At 65.2% G+C, this 16,073-nt stretch carries 14 protein-coding genes; 7 read left to right on the top strand and 7 right to left on the bottom strand.

All coding sequences use genetic code 11. The annotated features are described in order from the left end of the window. Window positions 1-3 precede the first annotated feature (3 nt). Together ISF28_RS26345 and ISF28_RS26340 are read right to left on the bottom strand one after the other, a co-directional pair. Window positions 4-816: a DUF4142 domain-containing protein gene (locus ISF28_RS26345; protein WP_198120150.1), complete on the bottom strand. Its 813-nt coding sequence runs from the start codon at window positions 814-816 to the stop codon at window positions 4-6. A 389-nt stretch (window positions 817-1,205) separates the two neighbouring features. Beyond that, window positions 1,206-2,873, bottom strand: a complete 1,668-nt coding sequence (locus ISF28_RS26340; RefSeq protein WP_198120149.1) for an acid phosphatase — start codon at window positions 2,871-2,873, stop codon at window positions 1,206-1,208. A gap of 187 nt (window positions 2,874-3,060) precedes the next feature. Here ISF28_RS26340 and ISF28_RS26335 point away from each other — a divergent pair, with 187 nt between their 5' ends. Continuing rightward, window positions 3,061-4,449 carry a S41 family peptidase gene (locus tag ISF28_RS26335; RefSeq protein ID WP_198120148.1) on the top strand — a complete coding sequence of 463 codons (1,389 nt, stop codon included), beginning with the start codon at window positions 3,061-3,063 and terminating at the stop codon, window positions 4,447-4,449. 205 nt (window positions 4,450-4,654) lie between these two features. Next, entirely contained in the window at window positions 4,655-5,239 is a 585-nt protein-coding gene (locus tag ISF28_RS26330) for an O-methyltransferase (protein ID WP_229519406.1), read from the top strand. Window positions 5,240-5,364: 125 nt separating this feature from the next. Here the strand turns inward: ISF28_RS26330 and ISF28_RS26325 are convergent, their stop codons facing one another. Further along, window positions 5,365-6,885, bottom strand: coding sequence for a CYTH and CHAD domain-containing protein (locus ISF28_RS26325; RefSeq protein ID WP_198120147.1), 1,521 nt, complete (start codon window positions 6,883-6,885; stop codon window positions 5,365-5,367). 239 nt (window positions 6,886-7,124) lie between these two features. Here ISF28_RS26325 and ISF28_RS26320 point away from each other — a divergent pair, with 239 nt between their 5' ends. Together ISF28_RS26320 and ISF28_RS26315 are read left to right on the top strand one after the other, a co-directional pair. After that, a complete protein-coding gene (locus tag ISF28_RS26320) occupies window positions 7,125-7,874 on the top strand; it encodes a DUF6345 domain-containing protein (RefSeq protein WP_198120146.1) in 750 nt (249 codons plus the stop codon). Window positions 7,875-7,876: 2 nt separating this feature from the next. Further along, entirely contained in the window at window positions 7,877-8,821 is a 945-nt protein-coding gene (locus ISF28_RS26315) for a hypothetical protein (RefSeq protein WP_198120145.1), read from the top strand. Between the two features lie 31 nt (window positions 8,822-8,852). On the opposite strand, the gene ISF28_RS26310 is transcribed toward ISF28_RS26315, so the two are convergent. Further along, on the bottom strand, window positions 8,853-10,064 hold the full coding sequence (locus tag ISF28_RS26310; protein ID WP_198120144.1) for a CaiB/BaiF CoA transferase family protein: 1,212 nt from the start codon (window positions 10,062-10,064) through the stop codon (window positions 8,853-8,855). A gap of 485 nt (window positions 10,065-10,549) precedes the next feature. Here ISF28_RS26310 and ISF28_RS26305 point away from each other — a divergent pair, with 485 nt between their 5' ends. From ISF28_RS26305 to ISF28_RS26295, 3 genes are all read left to right on the top strand, one after another. Next, complete coding sequence (locus ISF28_RS26305; protein WP_198120143.1) at window positions 10,550-10,876, top strand: hypothetical protein; 327 nt, start codon at window positions 10,550-10,552, stop codon at window positions 10,874-10,876. Between the two features lie 120 nt (window positions 10,877-10,996). After that, window positions 10,997-11,383 carry a lysozyme inhibitor LprI family protein gene (locus tag ISF28_RS26300; protein ID WP_198120142.1) on the top strand — a complete coding sequence of 129 codons (387 nt, stop codon included), beginning with the start codon at window positions 10,997-10,999 and terminating at the stop codon, window positions 11,381-11,383. A gap of 258 nt (window positions 11,384-11,641) precedes the next feature. After that, complete coding sequence (locus tag ISF28_RS26295) at window positions 11,642-11,869, top strand: hypothetical protein (protein WP_229519405.1); 228 nt, start codon at window positions 11,642-11,644, stop codon at window positions 11,867-11,869. A gap of 792 nt (window positions 11,870-12,661) precedes the next feature. On the opposite strand, the gene ISF28_RS26290 is transcribed toward ISF28_RS26295, so the two are convergent. From ISF28_RS26290 to ISF28_RS26280, 3 genes are read right to left on the bottom strand one after another with little or no spacing between them, the layout of a single operon-like run. Further along, entirely contained in the window at window positions 12,662-14,281 is a 1,620-nt protein-coding gene (locus ISF28_RS26290) for a right-handed parallel beta-helix repeat-containing protein (RefSeq protein WP_198120140.1), read from the bottom strand. Window positions 14,282-14,317: 36 nt separating this feature from the next. Next, window positions 14,318-15,112: a PEP-CTERM sorting domain-containing protein gene (locus tag ISF28_RS26285; RefSeq protein ID WP_198120139.1), complete on the bottom strand. Its 795-nt coding sequence runs from the start codon at window positions 15,110-15,112 to the stop codon at window positions 14,318-14,320. A gap of 32 nt (window positions 15,113-15,144) precedes the next feature. Next, a complete protein-coding gene (locus tag ISF28_RS26280) occupies window positions 15,145-15,885 on the bottom strand; it encodes a PEP-CTERM sorting domain-containing protein (RefSeq protein WP_229519404.1) in 741 nt (246 codons plus the stop codon). Window positions 15,886-16,073 lie beyond the last annotated feature (188 nt).

Here is a 16,073-nt window from a genome sequence, read left to right as displayed (position 1 = left end):
GGGTTACTTGCCCGCGGTCGTGCCGGACTTCGCCATGTGCATCTGCTCGGCGGACTTCAGGTGCTGCTCGACGACCGGCACGTGCTGGTCGGCCAGCGCCTTCACGTCCGCATCCTTGATCTTCCTGGCGTCGGACTTCAGCTTGGCGAGCACCGTCTTGTGATCCTTGACGCCGGCGTTCTTCATATAGGCCTTGTCGAACGCGTCGCCGCTCATTTTTTCCAGCTTGGCCGACATGGCCTTGTGCTTGGCATCGAGCTCGGTCGGCAGCGTGACGCCGCGCGCCTGGGCCAGCGCCTGCACCTTGGTCAGGGCCTGGCCGTGGTCGTCGACCATCTGCTGGGCGAAGGCTTTCACGTCGCTGTTCTGGCTCTTGCTCAGGGCCAGCTTGCCGGTCTCGACTTCGGCCATGTCGGCCATCGCCATGTCCTTGACGGCCTTCTCGTCGGCCGCGCCCAGCTTGGCGCCGGTGGCCGCGCCCGCCGCCGACTGGCCGGCGCCGCTGGCGCCCATGCTCGAGCTGCCGGTGCTCTTGGCGTTCTTGTCGCTCATGCCCGCCGCGCTTTGGCCGGCCATGCCCGAGGAACCCGTGCCGCTCGTCTGCTTGGCGCGGTTTTCCATGCCGGTGCTGTTGCTGTTGTCGATGGTGCCTTCGTGCGTGGTCTTGCCGGAGGCGTTCTGCTTGCCGGCGCTGGTGGTGCCGGTCTGGCTGGGGTTCGAGCTGAGCGACGTCTGCGCCTGCACGCCGACGGCACCGAACATGGCTGCCGCGGCCGAAACGGCCAGCAGCCCTTTCAAGATCTTATTGTTCTGCATGTTTCGCTCTCCTTATCGCTGTTATGAGTGCGCCTGGCGGGGACCAACCGTGCGCGAGCCCGTGTTCAAATGACAACGGCCGTGGCAAAAGTGTATCGCCGTGTTTTCTTGAACAGCGCGCGTTAGCCAGCCGGAAAGTTAAATTCGGGGTCAGAGCACAAATTCGGGGTCAGAGCACATTTCTGATCAATGGCTCAAAGTAAATGGGCCGCTCGCTGGGACGGATTCGCTCTCCCGATCGACGGTGGAATCCGCCTCGGTTCGGTGAATGAATTGCTGCCGAGATCGTGCACGCAAATGTGCTCTGACCCCGAATTGCGCCCGAAAAGTGCTCTGACCCCGAATTGGCCCTGACCCCGAATTGACCCCGAATTGGCCCGAACTGCCGCTCAGCGGAAGCTCAGTGCCCCCGTCAGGTCGCCCGGCGGACGCGCCCCGCGTGCCGCGAACGCGGCGTTGCGGGCGGCCAGGCCTTCCAGCAGCGGCAGGCCGTGCAGGCGCGTGATGAAGCGCAGGATCGACGTCGTGTCGTAGAAATTGTGGTCGACGGCGCCCTTCTTCGCATGCGGCGACACGACGATGGCCGGGATGCGCGAGCCGGGGCCCCAGCGGTCGCCCTTGGGCGGCGCCACGTGGTCCCACCAGCCGCCGTTCTCGTCGAAGGCGATGACGACGACCATGTCCTTCCACTGCGGCGACTTCTTGAGGTGCTCGATCACGTTGGCCACGTGGGCGTCGCCCGATTCGACGTCCGAATAACCCGCATGCAGGTTCAGGTTGCCCTGCGGCTTGTAGAACGCCACGGCCGGCAGCTTGCCCGCGATGGCGTCGGCGATGAACTTGTTCGAGATCGGGCTGTCGCCCAGGCCGCCGTCGCGCAGGTGTTCGGCGCGCGCCTTCGTGCCCGGCCCGAACTGCTTGAAATAGTTGAACGGCTGGTGGTGGAACTGGAAGTTCGGCCGCTCGCCTTCGCCGCGACCGTCCAGCGCCGCCTGCCAGGCGCCCGCATACCACGCCCAGCTCACGCCTTTTTCGGACAGCAGGTCGCCGATCGTGCGATAGGTCTGCGGCGGCAGCACGGCCGGGTCTTGCGGATCCGCGAGCTGCGCGTCGCCGCCCGGCGCCGGCCGCACGAAACTCGGCTGGTACGGCGGCGCCATCGTGTTGACCGCGTAGCCGTCCGGCGTAATGGCGCCGTTGTTGACGAACTTCGGTTTGCCGTCCAGCGCGGATTTCGGCGAATCCGGCGCCGGCGCCAGCCGATGACCGGTCGGGCCGTCTTCCAGCACGGCGATCTTTTTCGCGGCCGGGGTCGACGCCGCGTCGAAGAACTCCGGCACGCGGCCGCTGATCAGGAACTGGTGATTCAGGTAGGAGCCGCCGAACGCACCCATGAAGAAGTTGTCGCACAACGTGAACTCGCGCGCGATCTGCCACAGCCCCAGGTTCTGCGACGTTTCGCCGTAATGCCCCATCGTCAGCGCACCATTGTCGCCCCAGGCCACGAAGCCGTCGTTCTTGCCGCCGTTGATCTGCATCTGGTTCTGATAGAACAGATGCCACAGGTCGCGCGTGACGATCCCTTCCGGCAGCGGCTTGCCCGCGGCATCCGTCAGCTTGAACGGCGCGTTCGGCAGGTGCTGGATGTCGTCTTCCCGGATCAGATAATCGCGGCCGCCGATGTCCTGGCGCGCGGGCACCAGGCCGCCCCAGATCTTCGGCAGTTCCGGCAGGACGCTGCCGTCGCGGTCCTTCTGCCGGGCGGCTTCCGGCGCCAGCGCGGACAGCGGCTGCGCCAGGCCCGGAAAATCCGCGAACAGGTTGTTGAAGCTGCGGTTTTCCAAGTAGATCACGACGACGTTCTTGACGTGCGCCTTGAGCTTGGCGTCCAGCGAACCGGCCGCCGGCTTCGCGTGCGCTGCGTGTTTCGGACGGGCGTCGGCCGGCGGCACCATCGACGAAGACAGGCCCACGGCCGCCGCGGCCTGGAAGATGCGGCGGCGCGCGGGGCTGGCGGGCTGGTCTTCCGGATTGCGGTCGTCGTCGTGATCTGGCATGGCGTTCTCCTGTGGCGGCCACTCGCCGCGAGGAAATGATTATCTGTTCTTTTTGCCATCCGGAAAAGAGGAATGCCCGTCAATACGGACAAATGCCACACGGCGCGGACATCGCTTACAACTCCTTAACGCCGATTTACCCCCTGCCCTGCCAGAATGACATCGACGAATCGACGAAAGGATCACCATGCAACGCACCGCGCGCGCCGCCCTCGGCGCCCTCTTCCTGGCCTGCGCGCCCGTCGTCCACGCCGAGGACACGCCCGCGCCCGCGCTGAAGCTGCCCCAGGCCCAGGTGGAGCGGCTGCTGGCCACGTACGCAATGATCAAGCGGAACTACGTGGGCGAGACCGACGACAAGGCGCTGTTCGACGGCGCCATGGCCGGCATGCTGGCCGCGCTGGACGCCCACTCGAGCTACCTGGACAAGGACGCCATGCGCGACGTCGGGCGCGAGAACAGCGGCGAGTATGTGGGCATCGGCATCGAGGTCGAAGGCAACCGCGACCAGCTGCGCGTCGTCGCCGCCACCGACGGCAGCCCGGCCGAACGGGCCGGCATCGCGCCGGGCGACGCGATCGTTTCGGTTGACGGCGTGCCCGTCGCCGGCATGACGAACGAGGACGTGGCGCGGCGCATGCACGGCGTGCCGGGGACGGTCGTCGCGGTCGGCGTCGCGCGCCGCGGCAAGGTCGAGACGCTGCGCATCACGCGCGCGGACCTGCACAACGACACGGTACGCGTGCGCATGGCGGCGCCCGGCCTGGCGTGGATCCGCATCTCGGAATTCGGCGGCGCCACGGCGGGCGACCTGGCCGCCGCGCTGAAAAAACTGGACGGCAAGGAGGCGCCGCGCGGCCTGATCCTGGACCTGCGCAACGATCCGGGCGGCCTGGTGGCGGCGGGCGTGGCCGTCGCCGGCGCATTCCTGCCGCCGGGCACCGTGCTGTTCTCGGCGCGCGGGAGGGAACCGGGCGCCAACGCCACCGTCACCGTCGACGCGCGCTATTACCGCGCGCCGGGCCACCCCGACGTGCTGGCGGGCCTGCCCGCGTGGACCCGCACCGTGCCGCTGACGGTGCTCGTGAACGGCGCCTCCGCCTCGGCCGCGGAGCTGGTCACGGGCGCCCTGCAGGACCAGCACCGCGCCACCGTGATCGGTACGCGCACGTTCGGCAAGGGCTCGATCCAGTCCGTCGTTCCGCTCGACGCGGACAGCGGCATCAAGTTCACCGTGGCGCGCTACTTCACGCCGAACGGCCACGAGATCCAGGCCCGCGGCGTCACACCCGACATCGTCGTGGCCCCCGCAGTGCCGCCCTCCTCGGCCGCCGCCGACGGCCTGCTGCTGCGCGAGGCGGATCTCGCGAAGCACCTGCCCGCGACCCAGCCGCCGACGCCGACGGCGGATGCGCGGCGCGAACCGCCCGAATCGACGCGCACGTTCGGCACGCGCGACGACAAGGCCTTGCATGCGGCGGTGGCGGCCCTGACGCCGGCCGACAAGCACACGCCGACGTTGGCCGGCCTGCTGCGCCGTTGGGGCGGCGCCATCGCGTCCATCGGCGCGCCGTAACGGGGGCGTCACATGGACGTCAAACCGGCGTCATATTCGGCCGTCAGAATATGCGTCGCTCCTAGGGAAAAGAGCACAAGGCGGCGCGGCCGCCCTACCGGCGCCGGCGGTCGGGAAACATACCGGCACCAATTCGAAACGCTGTTTCCGCCCGCGCGGGAACAGCGTTTTTTTGCGTGCCCCTGTGGCAAGATAGGAGATTGTTTTGGACCCGCACCTCAAGACCCTGCTCGACGAACTGGCCGCCTTCGGCGATGCGCACGACGGCGACCCGGCCAACCGCGCCATCCGCATGCTCAACATCACGCCCGACACGGGCGCATTCCTCGCCGTGCTGGCCAAGGCGACGGGCGCCCGCCGCATCCTCGAGATCGGCACGTCGAACGGCTATTCCACGCTGTGGCTGGCCGACGCCGTGGCGGACGTCGGCGGCGCCGTCACGACGATCGAACTGGCCCACGGCAAGATCGAAATGGCGCGCGCCAACTTTGCCCGCGCCGGGCTGGACACCCGCATCACATTGCTCGAAGGCGATGCCGGCACGATGCTGGCGAGGCTGTTCGACGCGTCGTTCGACCTGATCTTCCTCGATTCGCAACGCAGCGCCTACCTGGACTGGTGGCTTGACGTGCGCCGCGTGCTGCGTCCGGGCGGCCTGCTCGTGGTCGACAACGCGACGTCGCACGCGGAGGAGATGGCCGATTTCACGGCGACGGTGCGCACCGACCGCGGCTTCACGACGAGCCTCGTCCCCGTCGGAAAAGGCGAGTTCCTGGCCGTGAAGGCTTGAGCTGCCTTCCAAGAACGGGTAGGGTGGGCACCCCGTGCCCACCAAACGTATGCGTCACGGTAACGCATGGTGGGCACGTGATTGATGCCCTCGGCATCAATCACGCCACCCTACTGGGATAGTGGTCAGAACCGCGCCCGATCGCGCAGCCGGCCCTTCACGTGGCGGCGCGCACGCGGCATCGCGTCGAGGGCGCGCTCGGCCAGCACGCCCTCGATGAAGCCGAGCAGCCCGGCCTCCTGCGGCACCCGGTCGCGCAGTTCCGCAACCAGCGTGCGCGCGACGAAGGCATCGTTGATCTCGCCCAGCTCGTCCTGCATGCCGGCCAGCAGATCGTGGCGCCGCGTCGCCGTGCGGTCGTGCGACAGCGCGACAAAGAACTCGCGCGCATAGCGCTCCTTCTTGGCCGCGATGCGCACCTTGTGCAGGCAGTCCGGCCGCTTCAGGTCGTAGCCGCGGGCCCGCTTGCGCACGCGCGCGGCCGCGTGCTGCACGAGTTTCGGCGCGGCCTTCGCGATCCTTTGCTCGAGCGGATCGGCCGGCAGGGTCGTGTGCTGCCAGCCCTTGCCCGCGATCCAGCCGCCCAGCGCCAGCATCAGCGTCGTGTAGCGCGGGCTGCCGACGGCCGACCGCACGCGCGCCCGATGACGCTCCGCCTCCTCGCGCGCGGCCGCCTCCACGCGCGCCAGCGCCGGCTTGTGCTCCTCCGCCAACGGCAGGCCGGGCAGCACGGATTCGAGGAACACGTCCCAGTTGCGCGCGTCGCCCAGTTCGCCCGCGAGCCATTCGATGTCGGCCGCCAGCGGTTCCGGCAGCTGCACGAGGGTGCGCACCATCGCCTGGGCGGCGCGCAGGCGGCGCAGGCCGACGCGCATCTGGTGCAGGCTCTCGACGTCGCCCGCCAGCACGCCGCCTTCGTTGGCCTGCATCTGCTGCAGGCAGTTCTGCAGGATGACGCCCAGCGCGTCGCCCAGCGTGGCCTTGCGCTTGACGGTCACCGGTGCCGCCTTGACGGCGTGCGCCTTGTCCTCGGTCGCCAGCGCATAGCCGCGCTCGGCCTTGCTGACGTTCTCGATGCGCACGGGCATCGTCTCGTGCAGCCGCCGCGCCAGTTCGTACAGGCAGGCGGGATCGCCATCCTTGACTTCGAGCTCCAGCTCGCGCACCTGGGCCGTGCGCTCGCCGTGTCGCAGCTCGCCCACGTCCAGCGCGCATTCGACGTGCGTGCCGTCCGGCAGCGCCAGCATCCACGACGTGCGCTTGGCGTGGTTGACGAAGACCGGTTCGGCGGCGAGCTGCTGGCCGTCGAGATGATGGGCCAGGTCGGGCAACGCGTCGCGCAATTGCTTGCCGAATAGGTCGGCATCGGGCGTTTCGGTCGCGATCTCGGCTTCCAGCTCGGTCCGCCGGTGCAGGCCGGCCACGGCGCTGCCGCCGCCCTTCAATGTCTGCACATGGTGTTCGCCGGCGCTGCGCACGCGCAGGGCGTAACCGTGCTTCCACAAGTCGAAGCCGGCGGTGTCGAAATAACGGTCGACATGCTCCTGGTCCTGCGGCTTGGACACGGCGTGCTCGCGCAGCACGGGCGACTTCCTGAGCTGCGCGGTACTGGCCGCGTCCACGGCCAGTTTGATTTCGCATTCCATGGTCTCTCCTGTCACGACGTCCCTCACTGTAGCGCATCCCCGGCGCGGCCGACACACGCACCGGCGATCGTAATCATTCTTCGCGTCATCAATATCGCGCTTCGGCTGGCGCGTACTCGGGTTGCATCAATGTCGTGCACGCGCACGGCTGATGCAGAGCAGGCCGGCATCGACCGCGCGCCTTTACCGTACAGGGGCTGCGCCGGCATTCATGCAATCGGCATTTCAAGGAGACAAATATGGCACGCTTCGGTGTCGAAGCCATCCGCTATTTCAGCCACGCGCGCGCGGCGCACGTGGACACGGCGGGCGACCTCACCTACACGTTCAATCGAAGTAACGGCCTGGACAACAAACTGCGGGGCGCGGGGCACACGCGTGCGTTCTACTGGGCCAATACGGATGTCTGGGAGACCGACATCCGCGACAGCGACCAGGGCGGCGACGACCGCCACTGGGCCGACGACGTCGACCTGTTCTGGATCGAAACCCACGGCAACCACGACGCCGCCGGCCACGCCGTGCTGCTGTACGACACGCCCGTCACCGAATGGCTGGCCAATTCGTCGCGCTGGCAGCTGGGCGAGGACTGGAACAACGAATGGGTGATGGCCTATTCCTGCGACACGGCGGCGCTGCCCACCGTCACGGGCCTGTGGAACATCTTCGCGCGCATGCACATCTACTGCGGCGCCTGGGACCTGATGTGGGACGGCATCACGACGGACGAATGCGGCGAGGACGTCGGCGACAGCCTCGTCCACGGCGACACGGTGGCGCACGCCTGGCACGACGGCGTCTCCGACTGGTGGGTCGACAACCATCCGATCACCGTCTGCGTGGGCGACGCCGCCACGTGGAACGACGGCGCCATCCGCTGGGAACGCAGCGCCATCAACCGCGATCACCTGTGGGGCCACGGCACGGTGACGCCCGACCTGGCGCCTGCGCAGCAGGCGTGTTTGCTGTGGTACTGGACGGAGGGCTGACCATGAACGACCACACCCTGCTGCACCTGCTGGCCGGCACCTGCGCCGACGCGCGCATTCCCGACCACGCCGACGTGCTGCTGCTGCAGACGCCCACGCAGGAACAGTTGCAGGCCCGCGCCCGCCGCTTCGTCGCACAACTGGCGGACCATGGCGACTGCCCGCACGACAACGGCGGCACCTGGCAGCAGCGCGACGACCACGCGGTCATCTACCTGCCGGACGGCGCGCGCGCCATGGTCTACCACGCGTCCGGCGCGCTGCGCTACGTCTCCGGCCTCGCCCCGGCCGAGCGTCCCTTCGAGCACGAGGCGGAACGCGGCGTCCTGCAACGCCTCGTCGAGGAACGCGCGCACAAGCTCAACCTGTCCGACTGGGCCGGACCGAACGGCGAACTGCGCTTCGAACGCCTGTTCCGCACACGCGGCCAGGGCGCCGACCCGGCGGGCAAGGCGTCCGCGACGACGCTGTTCCGCGCGCTCGGCGCGTGGCGGCTGTACGCGGGCGGCATCCCGGTCCTGGGCGCCGCGTCCGCCGCGCTGCGGCTCGCGGGCGACGGCCGCCTGGACGCCCTGTCCGTGCAGGTGCGGCCCGCCAACGGCGAAGTGCTGGACCGCGCGGCCATCATCGAACCGCAGGCGGGCGCGCGCCAGATCGTGGCGCAGCTGGGCGCCCTGCTGGGCCAGCACGACGTCCCGGGCGGCCTCGTGGAATCGGCGAACCTGCAATTCGGCTACCTCGACCTGGGCAAGCGCAAGGCCCAGCGCGTGCTGGCGCCAGGCTACGTGGCGCGCGTCGTCCTGCGCCACAAGACCGTGCGCCAGGCCTATGTACTGGCCGTGCGCGCGACGGAGCGGGCCTACCTCGAGCTGCCCGTGTACGGCGACGAGATCGTGGCCGGGCACGGGCGCACGGAGATCGCGCGCTGCGAGACGGCGCTACGGTGAGCGGACCGGCCAGCGTCCGGTCGCGTACGGGTCAGGCCACGACGCCGCGCGCGCGCAGCGCCGCGATCTGCTCCTCGCTCAGGCCGACCTCGCGCAGCACGGCATCCGTGTCCTCGCCCAGGTGCGGCGCGGCCGACCGGATGCCGCCCGGGGTGCCCATCAGCTTGGGCACGATGCCCGGCACCTCGACCTCGTAGCCGTCGCGCGTGGCCTGCTTGACGATCATGTCGCGCGCCCGGTAGTGCGGATCCTCGGCGATGTCGCGGGCCGTGTACACCTTGCCGGCCGGGACGCGGGCCTGGCCCAGCACGTCCAGCACCTCGGCCACGCCGCGTGTCGCGGTCCACGCGCCGATGGCGCCGTCGATCTCGCCCACGCGCGCCACGCGGCCCGCATTGTTGGCGAGGTCCGGCGCCTCGGCCAGGTCGGGCCGGCCGATGGCGTGCATCAAGCGCTTGAAAATGCTGTCGCCATTGCCCGCGACGAGCACCACGCCGTCGCGGCAGCTGTAGGCGTTCGACGGCGCGATGCCGGGCAGCGCACTCCCGCCCGGCTCGCGCACGGCGCCGAACGCGCTGTATTCGGGAATCAGGCTTTCCATCACGTTGAACACGGCTTCGTGCAAGGCAACGTCGATCACCTGCCCCTGGCCGCCATTCACCTTGCGGTGGTACAGCGCGGTCAGGACGCCGATCACGCCGTGCAGCGCGGCCAGCGTGTCGCCGATCGACACGCCGCAGCGCACGGGCACCCGTCCCGGCTCGCCGGTGAGGTGGCGCAGTCCGCCCATCGCCTCGCCGATCATGCCGAAGCCGGGCAGGTCGCGGTACGGCCCCGTCTGGCCATACCCGGAGATGCGCAACATGACCAGGCCCGGATTCAGCTGGGACAGCACATCCCACCCCATGCCCCAGCCTTCCAGCGTGCCGGGACGAAAATTCTCGATCAACACGTCCGCTTCGGCGACCAGCTTGCGCGCGATGTCCTGCCCCTCGCTGCTGCGCAGGTCGAGCGCCAGCGACCGCTTGTTGCGCGACTGGACCTGCCACCACACGGAGGTCCCCTCCTTGATCATCCGCCAGTTACGCAGCGGATCGCCGCCGTCGGGCGCCTCGATCTTGATGACGTCCGCGCCGAAATCGCCGAGCGTCTTGCCGGCGAACGGGCCGGCGATCAATTGCCCCATTTCGATGACGCGTACGCCCTCGAGCGGCGCGGCGGGGGTCTTGCTTGCTGTGTGCATGCTTGTCCTTCCATGAATTCGTTCCGGCTATTGTGCGCATGCGTTGCGCGATGGGCAAGCCTGGGGCCACTCACAAAACCAATGCTTGCCACAAAAGCAACATGAGACGAACACTGGACCGCCGATCGTGACACCACGTGACTTTTCCTCGTGGGCAACCTACTATGGTGAATCCAATGGCCAAGTTCGGCCAGAAGCAGTCGTTCGACCACGAGCGATTGAAGATGCTAAAGGAAAACGTGTATGTCTTATGAGTGTGCAAAATGCCATTCAAGTATGGAAGAAGGATTTCTGCTGGAGAAGGGGCATTACAACGACTTGTCATCGGAAGTCTGGGTGTCGGGCAGCCCTGATGAAAAGTCATTCCTAGGGGGGATGACTATCAAAGGCAAAGTGACATATAACGTGCGAACTTTCCGTTGTACGAATTGTGGCTACCTCGAATCGTACGCGCGGCAGTATTGCTAAAATTTTATTGAAAAATCATGTTTGTTGTCGAACACGAGCCATACACTTATTTTCTGCTGCGCGATGGGGATGATCTTTATTTGGATGCCAATTGCGATCATGGTGCAGTTGGCTACAGCGTTCTAATCCAAATGAATGATGAAGAAGTTAAGCATTACGTAGAAAATGGCAAAGCCTACGTGCGGGATCTAGCAGTCAGCATCCATAACAATGTGCCGATTTTAAGGCCTGGGTCTAAGTATGCTGTGCGCGATATTGCTTATGACTCCACGACAGGAAAAAGGGTTATGAACGCCATTAAATCATGGCAAAAGCAGAGTATAGGCGGCAGTGAGTCCAACTAAAGATCATTTCACCACTTTTGCCGGCTGCCGACCTTATGAAAGGCCCGCTTCGGGTCGAGAACTGCCGTACGTTCAACGACAGGTGCATGCCATAATTTTATCTCGTTAAAAATACTCGATATGGTGACCACGCGCTCAGCAATTCTTTATATTGTTATCACAATTTTCTCTGGAATCGCACAGGCACAGGGACCGATTTGCCATAACGATGGATCGGGTTTGGATAGCGCAATTTGTGCGCACGATGATTTTCTAAAAGCCGATGCACAGCTAAACAACGCTTACCAGGCGGCAATCAAACTCTTAGGGAGCGATCCCGACCGAGCTGCTGCGAAGGTTGCGTTAGTGACTGCGCAGCGAGAATGGGTTAAATTTCGTGATGCCGACTGTCAGGTTCAGGATCGCATTTTTCAGCATGGCTCAATGCGCGCCGCGTTAGTGGAATCGTGTCTTAAGGAACGGACGGAGCAAAGAACAAAAGAGCTAAAAGAGATCTGGTTACCTTAGCTGCGTGGGACGTTGAATCGACGAAGACGGTTGCGCTCAGCGTAAAAGCGACGCTTCGGGCCGGTCCCTGCCCGTCGTGACCGTCCGTGACTTTTCCGGTCCAGCAACATGTTATGCTGAGCCGAACGGCCGAGGTCGGCCAGTGGCGGTCATTGCGGGAATTTTGATTGATTATTCTTTTTGCTTTTCTACCTTTAAATATTTGGAATGCTCAAAAAGCGGCAAGGACCGCCGTCCCCACCTGAAGACCCTCTCTGCTTGGTTTTCATCCCCGCGCTTGTGACGGTTCTTCGTCATGCCGAAAAGACGGTGGGCAGGCCATTGACAGAGGCTGAAGCCATTGTCATTCGTGACAAAGCGGTTTGCATGACGATGCCAGCTTCGAAAGCTGCAATGATGGAAGCGAAACGCGGTTACCCGGACATTGTTGCAGAGGCGGCCTGGTCCGAGTGGCAATCGGCGCGACTGCAACTCGGTCAAACCTGAATATTTGATCTTCCGACTTACAAGCAAGCGCTCCAACGTCCGGCATGGGTCGAACTCGGCCATTCAGACCGCAGGCCGAAACCGGCCACGAGCGGGCCTTCATTACGGAGACCTGAATTGATTTGGGTATTAACTTTGTTTTCGATACCGACGTTCGTAGCGAGCGTTCTTATGTATTTCCTGGGGAATAATGCGCATGGAACGATTCGAAAAGCATTCATTGCGTTGCTTTACGTTATTCCATGGAACTGGGGCGCATCGTTTGGTTGGCATAAGCAGACGTCTCAGCGCGAAACGTTCTTTATCCTTTGGTTTGCCGCATTCGTATTTACACTGATCGTTCTATTGTGGCGCACGTGATGGCGGACAACGGCCACAAGCGCCTATTTAGCACCGGAGAAATTTGCATGCGCAAGAGCTGGATTGCCCGAAGAACGCGACACCGAAGGCGGAATTCTCGCTGTGACGATTTCCGATGTGAAGTTTCATAGGACGCAGGAGGAACTACGGATAGTCGCAAATTTCTTGCTCAAGGCCGCAGATGAGCTAGGCCGCGCGCAAGCCGACGATTTGGGATTTGAACACAGGTATCGAGCTCGGGAACTCAAGTCCTGCTTCCGGTGTGGGCCCAGGGGTAAACGTGATGCGACAGGCCGATCTGTAGATCACTACTCAACCGTCCGCAGCGGGCCGGCAGCAGCCTGTCGCGACAGCCCGCGACTTTTCCAGCCCAGCCCAGCCCAGCCCAGCGTATTATTTTGCGGCACCGTCTAGCCCACGAATCCAGCGCACTCACCGTCCGGCTCGAAAACTGCAGGTCTTGAGAAAACCATGGGCCGGGTCGCCGAAGGTGGCGTTCGAGCACGTCACGGAACCTGTGAGCACCTTGGTCACGTTTTCGGTTTCGGTACCGTAACGCACGCGATTGGTGCCGCTGAGCTGGCAGATGGCGCCCTCACCCGCGCAAGGCGTCCAGCCGCTTGCTGCGGCGGTGTGCGGCCGCGCGGCCGGCGCCACGGCGGGAACGTCGGCATAGCTGCAGGTCTTCGCGCGGCCATGCGCCGGGTCGCCGAACGCGGCAACCGTGCAGTGCGTGGACGCGGTCACGATCTTCGACGTGTACACGTCCCGGGTGCCGAAACGCACTTCATGCGTGCCGCTGAACCTGCAGACCTTGCCCTCGACGGCACATTCGGTCCAGGTGACCGCTTTCGCGCTTGCCGCGGCGCGCGGTACCTCATGGGCGCCGAGGTCCGGGGCGCCGGCCATGGGACGCTCCTCGCCTGACGCGACGTCCTTGTACTGCCCGGTCGGCGCCAGCGACACGCCGGAGGCCGACTTGCCCGGATCGGTGCCTGCGCCGATCACGAGCGCGCTGGCAAATCGCCGCAAGCTGCCGGTCGAGCGGTCGACGATGTCCGTCGCGAACGTGCGGTAATTGTTCTTCCGTACTGCAGCGGCCTGGCTGCAGAGCGTACCGTCGCCGACGAAAATATTGTTCTGGACGAGTGCTGGTGTCGACACCTTGCCGCTAACGAACAGGAACGTCCCGCCGGCGAAGTCGTTCACCACCGTATTATTGACGAAGTATAAGTCGTGGCCCGGATTGGTCGCACCTTCCTCACCGTAAGCCACGATGGTCGGATTCTGATTGGCGGCCGGTTGCTGAATGATGTTGCCGATGACGTAGGAGGTACCCGCGTTCGGGAGGTCGATCTCGTAGCTTGGCTGGCCCGCGACTGTGCTGCCCTTTTCGCCTGGATTCGTGCTCGAGAAACGGTTGTAGACGATCGTGTTCGTCATCGCACGCGACTTCAGGTTGTGGCCGACGTTCGCATCGTGCGAATAGCTGTAGCGGAACGTCAGGCTCTTGACCTTGCCGATATACAGGTTGTGGGTCTGGCCCGTGCCGCCGCCATTGTGGCCGAACTCGCTATACTCGATCAGGATGTCACTATCCGCGTTGGCGTTGGCCAGGATGCCGTTCTCGTTGTCGTGAATGAACGCATGGCGCAACGTAAAATTGGTGCCCTGGAGGCGGAGGGCGGCGCCGTTGGCATCCATTACCTTGGCACCGACCATCTCGACGTTGTCCACGGTGAGGTTGTTGCCGTTGACCACCCAGATACCCTTGTCGGCGGCATTCTTTCCGGCCGCGTCGATCTTCGGACGGCCGTTGACGCCGCGGATGGTCAGGTTGTTGCGGTTGATGCTGCAGGCGTCGCCACTGTACGTGGTGTTACCCGCAATGTCGATGGTGTCGCCATCCCGGGCTGCGGCGATGGCGGCGCACGGTGCGGAAAAGGCCATGCCGGGGCCGACGGACAGGGTAGCGGCGGAGGCGCTGCCGAGGGCGGCTGCGGCCAGCGAGATGGCCGCGATCGCGCGGAGTACGATGTGCTTGCTATGCATGGGTTGAGCATAGCATGGCGTGGTGTCGGATATCTACTAACAGCGCGTGCCTGCTGGAAGGCGGCAGTTCGCGTTTCGCCTTGCCGAAGTACGACGCCTGTACCAGGCAACCACGCCAGCGCCCGCCAAGAGCATCCATGCCTGGTTTGGCTCGGGGACCGGGCTGACGTAGCTCCAGGTGGCCGAACCGAGGCGGTCTGCCGAGGTGAAGTAGGTAAGCAACGTAGTCGCGCCCGCGTTGCTCCCTTCTCCCGGCCCAAGCGACGCATGGAACAAGGAGCTGGACAGTAACAGGTTCTGCTGTGTGTCGAAGCTGCGCTGCTGATCGAAGTCGGTGGCGCCGATGAACGGCTGGTTGCCCTTGCTTGACGTGTGCAGCTCGCTGCTGGCGCTCACGCGCGTCCCGCTCCCGGCGATGCCGTAGCCGCCGATCGAGGCGATGTCGGGCCGATCCTGGCTGCCTGCGCCCGCGGCGGCAAGCGTAATGTGCGCGAGCTGGGCGTCGGTGACGGTCCACGTATAGCGGTGTCCTCCTACGCTGACGGCGCCTGTCACCCGGGTAGGACGCAACGGATCCTGGATGGCCTCGTTGATGGTGCCGGCGGCGCCCCAGGTCGAGGCTTGCGGTACCAGGCCATCGGTGTCGATCGAAATCGACAGCGAGAACACCTGCCCGTCGAGCAGCCCGCCGCGGTTACCGAACAGCCCGATTTCGTCGATGCCTGCGGCGACCGTGCCGGTCGTGGCCAGGGTCACGGTGCCGGCCTGCGCCGAGGACGCGGCGATCGACACGATTGCGACTGCCGCCAGTTGGTGCATGCTTGTTTTCATGTTCGCTCTCCCTGGTGCGTCATTCGACAGGCTCAGGCAGGTGCCCGCAGCACGCTCCTGCGCCGGCGGGCAAGGCCGACAACACCCAGGCCAGCCGCCAACATGCCGTAGGCTGCGGGCTCGGGCACCGGGCTGGCGGTCCAGACGGCGCGCGGGTTGACCGCTTCCAGGTAAGTGGAAAATACCGCCGGGCCGCTCATGCCCGGGCACTGGTTGCACGGGATGTAGGGCATCGTGGTCTCGAAGTACAAGCCCGTCGAATACGAAGGCGCGAGCGTGTAGCCATCGAAGGCGATGGTCTGGGCGAAATCGGTGCCGTAGACGAAACGCGGCGAACTGGCGTCAGGCTGGATGTATTCGCTCATCCAGATGTCGTTCGAGTCCAGCATATTCTTGCCGCTGGTGCTCATCCCGGCCGAATTCCGGTTGCTGGACAGTCCGGCCGAGGCGCTACCGTCGTCGATCAGCCAGGAATAGGAACGGCCGGCAATGGTGAGTTCACCGGTTGCGAGCATCGGATGGCCGTGCCCGCCGTTGTCGACCCAGTTCTCGCCGCCGACCCGGCTACCCGACATCCGCGTCAAGTCGAGCGTCAGCGACAGGGTAAACGGCATTCCGGCGAGGCTGGTGTCGGGGGCAAGGAACAGGCCGATGCCGTCATACCCGCCCGACAGCGTGCCGGTCGTTGTCAGCGTGGCGGTGGTTTGAGCGCATGCGGGTGCTGCCAGGGCGGCGGCAAGGGTCATGGCAAGCGCGCTGCGAACGGGTCTCATGGCGACCTCCAATCTGTCTAGAGGATGCCACGCTAGCACCAGGATATTGAACATGTCGCACCGATGGGGCCGCTTGTAGCGGATTGGCGACTCAACAAGGCCGTGGTCGATATGGTCGCCCAGCGGGGGCTCGCGACCAACCGCCTCGCGCTGCAAACTGATGACCAACGCATAAGGAAACCCCACCG

This window comes from Massilia rhizosphaerae, from assembly GCF_016093545.1.
GTDB classification, from domain to species: Bacteria; Pseudomonadota; Gammaproteobacteria; order Burkholderiales; family Burkholderiaceae_D; genus Telluria; species Telluria rhizosphaerae.
Note: the sequence above shows the minus strand (reverse complement) of the source record. Positions and strands in the feature narration are given on the sequence as shown.

Excerpts from the sequence above, each read along its gene's own strand:
- ISF28_RS26345 (WP_198120150.1), bottom strand. The coding sequence starts at position 816 with ATGCAGAACAATAAGATCTTGAAAGGGCTGCTGGCCGTTTCGGCCGCG.
- ISF28_RS26340 (WP_198120149.1), bottom strand. The coding sequence starts at position 2,873 with ATGCCAGATCACGACGACGACCGCAATCCGGAAGACCAGCCCGCCAGC.
- ISF28_RS26335 (WP_198120148.1), top strand. The coding sequence starts at position 3,061 with ATGCAACGCACCGCGCGCGCCGCCCTCGGCGCCCTCTTCCTGGCCTGC.
- ISF28_RS26325 (WP_198120147.1), bottom strand. The coding sequence starts at position 6,885 with ATGGAATGCGAAATCAAACTGGCCGTGGACGCGGCCAGTACCGCGCAG.
- ISF28_RS26320 (WP_198120146.1), top strand. The coding sequence starts at position 7,125 with ATGGCACGCTTCGGTGTCGAAGCCATCCGCTATTTCAGCCACGCGCGC.
- ISF28_RS26315 (WP_198120145.1), top strand. The coding sequence starts at position 7,877 with ATGAACGACCACACCCTGCTGCACCTGCTGGCCGGCACCTGCGCCGAC.
- ISF28_RS26310 (WP_198120144.1), bottom strand. The coding sequence starts at position 10,064 with ATGCACACAGCAAGCAAGACCCCCGCCGCGCCGCTCGAGGGCGTACGC.
- ISF28_RS26305 (WP_198120143.1), top strand. The coding sequence starts at position 10,550 with ATGTTTGTTGTCGAACACGAGCCATACACTTATTTTCTGCTGCGCGAT.
- ISF28_RS26300 (WP_198120142.1), top strand. The coding sequence starts at position 10,997 with ATGGTGACCACGCGCTCAGCAATTCTTTATATTGTTATCACAATTTTC.
- ISF28_RS26290 (WP_198120140.1), bottom strand. The coding sequence starts at position 14,281 with ATGCATAGCAAGCACATCGTACTCCGCGCGATCGCGGCCATCTCGCTG.
- ISF28_RS26285 (WP_198120139.1), bottom strand. The coding sequence starts at position 15,112 with ATGAAAACAAGCATGCACCAACTGGCGGCAGTCGCAATCGTGTCGATC.
- ISF28_RS26280 (WP_229519404.1), bottom strand. The coding sequence starts at position 15,885 with ATGAGACCCGTTCGCAGCGCGCTTGCCATGACCCTTGCCGCCGCCCTG.